Annotated in this window: 1 protein-coding gene; it reads right to left on the minus strand. The window is 63.9% G+C overall.

What is annotated here, in order from left to right; all coding sequences use genetic code 11:
* On the minus strand, positions 1-7,637 hold a 7,637-nt coding region (locus JZ791_RS42925; RefSeq protein WP_254207338.1), incomplete at both ends, for a hypothetical protein.

Here is a 7,637-nt window from a genome sequence, read left to right on the forward strand (position 1 = left end):
GTTGGGGAGTGGGGGGTGGGGGCCTCGGTGGTGAGCGTTGTGCCGGATGGGCGTTGGGTATTTTCGTTGAGCGGTGCGGCGGTTTGGTTCGGGCGGTGAACGGTGACCGTCTGGATACTCGGGTTTCGGACCAATCGTGGTACCTCGTCGGAGGAAATGGAGTAGTCGCGTCGGTCGCCTCTGCTGTTGGTCTCGTGAACGTGTACATTGTCGCTGCCGGTGAATTCTACTGTGCTGGAGAGTATTTCACCCTCGGTTGGCGACTCTGTGGTGAACCGTAGCTCGGTTCCTGTGGGAACGTTGTTGTAGGACAACCAGTCCGCGAGTTGGTTGGTGTCGTGCACGCTGAAGTCTTCGGTGTCCGTGGATTCCGATGCGGGGCGCGAGATTTCGGACAGGTCGTGGGTCTGGGGGGACGTATCGTGCGTCGGAGGTCCATTGGCGCGGTGGGCTCGGGTGCCGACGGACGCGGCGCGATTGTCGTCGACGGCGCGTTGCAGGGTCGGTGATGTTTGTTCGCGCAGAACGGTTTCGGCTTCCTGTACGGTCCTGTCCGCGTCGGCGACCGCGCGGCGGGTCTCGGTGGTCGAGTTCTCCCGATCCTCGTCGGCGGCCTTGCGCTGGTTCTGGACGGCGCGCCGGTACTGGACGACCTGCCGGAGGACCCCATCGTGCTCGAAGGTCGTTTCGTATTCCTCCGGCGAATACCAGTGCTGGACGGTGCCCGGAGTGCCGCCGGTCTCCCGGGGCCCCTTGCCGCTGCGGCCGATTCGACCGTCACCCTGCACGACCGAGGCCTCCCCGAATCCTGCCCCGCCGATGAACTTGCCTGTGAGACCGCCCTGTTCGATCGCGCGGTCGACGGTCTTGTAGTCGGTGCCACGCATGCGGCTCTTGTTGACGAAAACGAGTACGCCCTCGTCCCGGTTCTTGTCACCGAATTTGTCGATGATCTGCTTGCCCGCCTTTTCGGCCGCGTCGCCACCGCCGTGATCGTCGTCGAATTTCGCATCGAGGACGTCATATTTCAGTGAGACCCGGTCGGCGATATCCGCACCGGCCATCGTCCGCACTTTCTCGTAGACCAGCTTGTCGACCCAGTCGGCCGCACCCATCTCCGAAGGTCTTTTGTCTCGCCACCCGGACAGCTGTACTCGCTGCCCGTTCTCATCGATACGGACGTCGTCACCACGCAGGTGCCGGTTGTCGAAGCTGCCGACGACCTGATCACGCCCGCTCATCCGGACGCCGGCCACCTCATCGGACCCACTGGTGTGTGGGTCGACCACCCGCCCGTCACGCCCGACGAGTTCGATCTTCGCATCCTCGACGATATGCCGGGCCAGATCTTCCAGCATCTCTTCCCGGGTATCGCGGACTACATCCGGGATATGCTCGACCTGCAACTTGTAGTACGGGTCTATCTCGCGCACCGGTCCTTTGGTGACGCCTTGGTTGTAGAGTTTTTTCTCTGCCAGCTTCGCCGTGCCGGAATGGCCCTGAGTGTCCCGCAGTATTGTGGTGCCGATCAATTGGGCGTCCGATATGTGCAGCGATTCCTCGGGCAGGTTCGCCCTTACCGGAAGCCCCTCGGCGATGTCGAGGAACTGGCTGACTCCGTGGTAGCGGGTTTCGGTTCCCTTCTTCGCATCGGCCATCACCTTGTCGCTGGTCTGCCACGCGATCACCTTGACCTTGTCCGGATCCCCGAGCTCGTCGCCGCGGCCCCTGAGATGAGTGGTGCCGCGCTGTGTTCCCCATTTGGCCAGAGCCTTGTGCGCATAGTGCTGGAGGTGGGGATCGTCGGCAGTTATCGGGTCCTCCCCCTCCACCCGGTTGAGTCGGTCGAGGGCCTTGTCGGTGACCTTCGCCGACGGCCAGAACCCGCGCGTGCGATCCGGTTTACCGAAATGCTCGGCCGTCAGCGGATCCTCGGACAGGGCCGCGGCCTTGTCGACACGTTCTGAGATCTTCCGTAGCAGGGCCGCCTCATCCTCGGATGCGAGCTTGTTGTCACCCGGCGCCAGGACCGCGTCCTCGTCGCCCAGCGTGTCTATCTCATCGGCGATATGCGTCCCCTCGGGGAACGCGCTGAACCTGTCGTCCAGCCCGTGATCCTCGGCGACTTTGTCGAAGGCTTCCTTCAACTGGTCGACATCGGGCCTGTCCTCATTGAGCCATGTACGCAGTGATGTGATCTTCTCCTGCGGCACGCCCTTTTCCGCGAAGCTGGTCAGCTTCTCCGAAATCTCGTGCAGGACAGCTTGCTTCATGTCGTATATCGTGCCGACGACGATCTGCCCCTCGTCGTCGTGAAGTCCGGGCAGATCTTCCTCCGTGGTCATTCGAACCACGTTCAGCTTCAGGCCCCCGAGCGATGAGTCGGTGAACTTCGCGAATTCCTCGATCATGTCCGCGACCTGATTGTCTCCGCTGGTCGTCACATATGTTCGCCGCCCCTGCCCGCCTGCCCGGGCGGCCGTCCACGCCTTGACGATCGTCACCAGCGATTTGCCCTCACCGGTGCGCAAATTGGACCAGTGCGACAAAATCGCGTACAGCTGGGTATCTCTGAGATCCCGACCTTCGTCCTCGGTCGGATACCCCGTCGCCCGGCGCACGTATTCCCGCACACCGACGAATTGCTCTACGCGCGTGCCGCGATTCATCATGTCCATGACCGTGTCGTCCGAGATTCTCGGCACCACCTCGTCCGAACGCCAGAACTCCGCGTCATAGATGTTGGCGGCCTCGACGAACGATTCCTGCGCGGCTTTCATCTTGTTCGCCGCGGCCTCGAACGTCTCGTCGTAATCGGCATGTCCCGCATCGAACGCCGCCATATCCGACTTGCCCGCGTTCAGCATTACCGCCGAGCGATCCTCGAGGACCTCCGATCCGACCTTGTCGAAATCGGCCCGCGCCTTCGTATACGCCGTGGTGTGCCGCTCCAGCTGGCTTTTCAGATCATCCGCATGTGCCTCGGCTTCTCGGGAGGGCGCCGTGTGTTCGAGCTCGCCTTCCCGCTTGCTCACCGCCGACTGGAAGTCTTTCTCGTCGTCGGCGAGACGGTCGTCCAGCCTGGATTTGCGCTCGGCCGCCCGCGTGATGGCGTGTGCGGCCGCCATTTGCTCGGCCAGTCGCTGCTGCCGGTTGCGCAGCAGACGCGCGAGAGCGGATCGAAAGCCTCCTGTTGTGCCCGACGGATCGGGTGCCTCCTCGTGTCCGGTTCTCGCCTGCTCCTGGATGAACGCCTGCCGCTCGGCCTCGGCCGCCGTCAACTCGGCGGCGTGCTCGTCGCCCGCCATGCGAAGCAGCGCCTCTCGCTCGACCATCTCCGACCGCAACCGGTCCGCGCTCCGGTCGATCTCGTGCTGTAGCCGCTGTAGCCGGTCCTGCTGCGGCTCGCTCCCGTGAGCCTCGGTCTCGTGGGCCTTCTCGTTCGCGTCCAGCTCGGTCCGGGTTCGCCGAATACTCGCCTGTAGTTCGGTGATTCGCTCGTTCAGGTTGTCGCCGCGCAAATTTTCGTGTTCGGTGACAGCCTTGTTGTGGGCCTGCCGGGTGCTTTCCCAGTCGCTGCGCGCTTTCTCGAGATCTCGGAGGACCGTGTTCAGACGGGTCTCGGTCTCGGCCCGGACATGGGAGGCTTCGTTGTCGGCCGCGGCGATCTCGGCCTGCGCCTCGTCCTTCGATTGTGGTAGTTGATGATGGTCGGCGGTATCGGTTCGGGTGGAACGGTTTTGCGATGTGTTCTGGCGTGAGGTGGTGTCCCGGGTATCGGTGACCGGCTTGCCGTCGTGGTCGAGGTGCCGGAAGTCGTCGACACGTTGGACACTCGCCAGGTCGGTGTTCATGAGGTCGGTGACACGGTTACGGTCGGAACGGTAGGGGCCCGAGTAATCGGTGACATTCTTGATGACGCCGCGCAGGACCTCGATGGTTCCGGCCACGTGGACGCCGAGTTCGTGGAACGCCTCGTGGGTGCGGACAGCGCCGAGGTCGGGAGCGATGTACTTGTTGCCGTTGCGGTCGGCGACGAGTAGGTGCCCGCGGGTCCGGCCGGTCCACCGGACGGCCGGGCTGTCGGGGGTGTGGACGAGTTTGCCGGTGCGCGCGTTGTATAGCTTGCCGTTGTGTTCGACGACGCGGTACTGCTCGGCGAGTTTCGATGTGAGGTGCCAGGTTTCGGGGAAGACAACGGAGTCTTTGGAGTTGCCGCGCAGCGTGAGGGGGGTGTCGGTGCGGGTCGTCGTGGTGCTCCGGGCTGGGACGTGTTCGTCGGTGCCGTCGAAGACGGCGGCGTCGGAGTCGCGACCGAGGAGTTCGGAGATTCGGCGGAACAGGTGTCCGATCACGGGGAGTCGGAGGAGTAGTTCCTTGGCGATCGAGGAGTGACCGCGGCGGATGTTCTGCCCGCCGGCGGTGGTGTGCTGCTTGGGCTGGCGGCTGGCGTGTTTCGTCTCGGTTGCGGGTCTTGATTTGGTGAGTCGGCGTGGACCGGTTTTATTCGCTTGTGTTTCAGTGGTTTTCGGGTCGGGTCGAGTGCCTGGGTCGATGAGCTTGTCGTTGATTGCCGCGGGTCTTGGTTTGGTGAGTTTGCGTGGGCCGGTCTTGTTCGCCTGTGTTTCAGTGGCTTTGGTGCCGCGGGGGTTATCCGTTTCGGTGCGTTTGTCGTTGGTTGTGGTGGGTCTGGGCTTGGTGAGTTTGCGGCGGGTGGTCTTGTTCGCTGGAGTTTCGGGGTCGTGCGGGCTGTCTGTGCCGGTGCGCTTCGCCGCCTCGGCGACACGGATCTGGGTGATGGCGTGGTCCTGGATCAGCTGGCGGATACCGGCCGCGTCCAGGTCGTCGGATTCATCGCTGCCGATCCGAGATACGGTGAGTCGGCCGGAATCCGCGGACGCGGTGAACTCGGCGTGGTCCGCGTCGCCGAGTAAGGCGGTATCGCCGTCCTCGAGCAAGACACGGCCGTCGCCATTGCGCACGGCGTGGTTGTCGTCGTCGAGCGTCGGTGTGTGGCCGGCGTCCTTGTGCGCGCTCCACTCACCGACTTCGTCCTCGCTCAGCTTGCGCCAGGTCCACGCACCATCGGTGGCTTTGTCCCAGGAAAGGTCCTGATGGTGGTTCGGCGTGGACTCTGCTGGGGAGGAGGTCTTCGTCGTGGTGTCGCCGCGCTCGGCGGTCTTGCTCGGCTCGGGACTTACGTCACCATCCCGGCGGATCGTTGACTTCTGCTGTGAGACTTGCGATCTGGCCTTCGGCGTAGGCGAATCCCCCTTGTCCGACGACGATGCCGAATGCCGGAGCTCACCGTTCCCGGATTCGCTGGAACTCGACCGCTGCCTGATCGGGCTCGACGCGTTTTTGCCGACAGCGGTAATCGACGCCGAGGTCCGCGGGTCGGAGTCGATTGCGGCGCGGGCACTTTGAACCCCGATATCGGTGCCACTGCTGTCTTTAACACCGCCGCTGAGTGTTTCGTCGCTGACGTCGGTGGTAGTGCCACTCTCGCTGTCGGTCCGGTTGCCTCGGCCGACGTCGGCTTGGACGCCCTCGTCGGCATATGTGTTGCCGCTGCCGGCTATATCGCGATCGGTGTTGCTGTTGCGGCTGCCGTCACCGGCTGCGTTGGTGTTGTTGCTGGCATCGCCGACTGCGCCGGCCTTGGCATCGACGTCGGTGGCGTCGCTGCCACTGCCGTTGGCGGTTTCGTCGCTGACGCTGGTCGTAGTGCCGCTGTCGGTTTGGGTGCCTCGGTCGGCGTCGGTTTGGACGCCCTTGTCGGCGTACGTGATTTGGTTGCCGTTGCCGTTGCCGTTGTTGGCTGCATTGCGATCTGTATCGGTGGAGGTGCTGCCGTCACTGGCCGCGTTGCCGGTGATGTCACTAGTTGTGTTGCCGGTGATGCGGTCGCTGGTGGTGCTGCTGTCACTTGCCGCGTAGTGGTCGGTGTTGTCGTTGGCGTCGTTGGCGTCGTTGGCGTCGTTGGCGTCGTTGGTTGAGTTGGTGTTGTTGTCGGTGGTGTCGCTGCTGTCGGTGTCGGTGGTACTGGTGCTGGTGCGAGAGGTTTGTTCGCCGATTTCGGTCTTGGTGCCTGTGTTGTCTTTACCGGCGCTGCTGCCACTGTCGTTGGTGGTTCGGTCGCTGCCGCTGTTGGTCTTGGCGGTTGCGGCCGTGCTGTCATTGCTGCTGGTGTCGGTCTGGGTGCCTCTACTGTTGACGCTGCTGCCGGTGGGTTGGTGGTCGTTGCTGGGGTTGGATCGGTTGGTGGTGGCGGTGTCGGCGGGACTGCCGCTGGTGTCGGACCGAGTGTCCTTGGTGGTGCTGCTGCTGATCGTGGTGTTGGTTTGGGTGCTGCTGGTAGTGGCGCGTTGGGTGCGCTCATTGCCAGTGTTGGCGCTTGTACCGGTGTCTTTTCCGGTTGTGGCGGCGTCGGTGCGGCTATTGCTGAATGTGCGAGCGCCGTTAGTGGTATTGCCGCCGCTGGTATTGCCGTTGGCGCGGGAGACGTTGTTGGCGCGGGAGACGTTGCCAGAGGTGTTGTCGCTACTGGTGGGGCGCGAGACGTTGCTGTTGGTGCGGGAGATGTTGCCGGTGGGGATGTCGTTGTTGGTGCTGATGGTGGGGGAGGCGTCGTCAGTGGCACCGATGTTGTTGTCGGAGCTGGATTTACCGCTGGAGCTGACGTTCTCGGAGTTGCCGCGCTGGTCAGTGGCGGTGGTGGTGTTCATGGTGGGAGAGGCGTTGTTGGCATCGTCACCGCTGATCCTGGACTCCCCGCTGTCGCTGCTCGCGCGAGAGACGCCGCTGACGCTGGATATGGCACTGCCGTTGCTGACGCGGGAAGTGCTGCTCACGCTGGACACGTCGCTGCGGATGCTGGCGTTGTCGTCGACGCTGGCGTCATCGTGATTGCCAGTGTCAGTGTCAGTGTCACCGTTGCCGTTGCCGTTGCCGTTGCCGTTGCCGTTGCCGTTGCCGTTGGCGGCGGTGTTGGCGTCGGAGGGGCTGTCGTCGCTATAGATGCTGCTGGAGGCGTCCCCGCTGTTCCCTTCGCCGGTGCTGGCGCCGGTCTTATCGTTGCGGGAGGTGTTGGCGCTGTTTGCGCTGGAGGTGTTGTTGCGGGCACTGTTTGAGCCCGAGTTGTCGTTGCTGTTCTCGGCGGTGTTGCCAGTCGTGTTGTTGGTTGTGTTGTTGTCGGCGGTGTTGCCCGTTGTATTGCTCTCGTTGCTGCCGGTTGTGTTGTTCTCCGTGTTGGCGCCGGTCGTATTGCTGTTGCCCCCGCCCGCGCCATCGGTACGGTCTTGTCCCAGAACGGAACTGCTCTCCTGCGCCGCCCGGGCGTTGGAAGCGATCGCGGAGGTATCGGCGGCGGCTGTATCGTGGGCGCCCGAATCCGCGCTCGTGCGGTACCCGCGCGCACCTCCGGCCATCGCCCCGGCCAGACCGCCGGCGAACCCGGCCGCCGACAACTCGAATTGGCCTCCGTTGAAAGCCATCTGGGCCAGCGAGCCACCGATCGTGCCTGCCACACCGGCCGCCGCGCCCTCCACCATGTGCTGGGTCGCCGCCCGCACCTTGCCGCCCACCGCGTTCTCCACCGCGTCGCCCACCGTGTTGTCGATCGCGTGACCTACCCC

Origin of the sequence: Nocardia alni (assembly GCF_019038435.1) — a bacterium.
Taxonomy (GTDB): domain Bacteria; phylum Actinomycetota; class Actinomycetes; order Mycobacteriales; family Mycobacteriaceae; genus Nocardia; species Nocardia alni.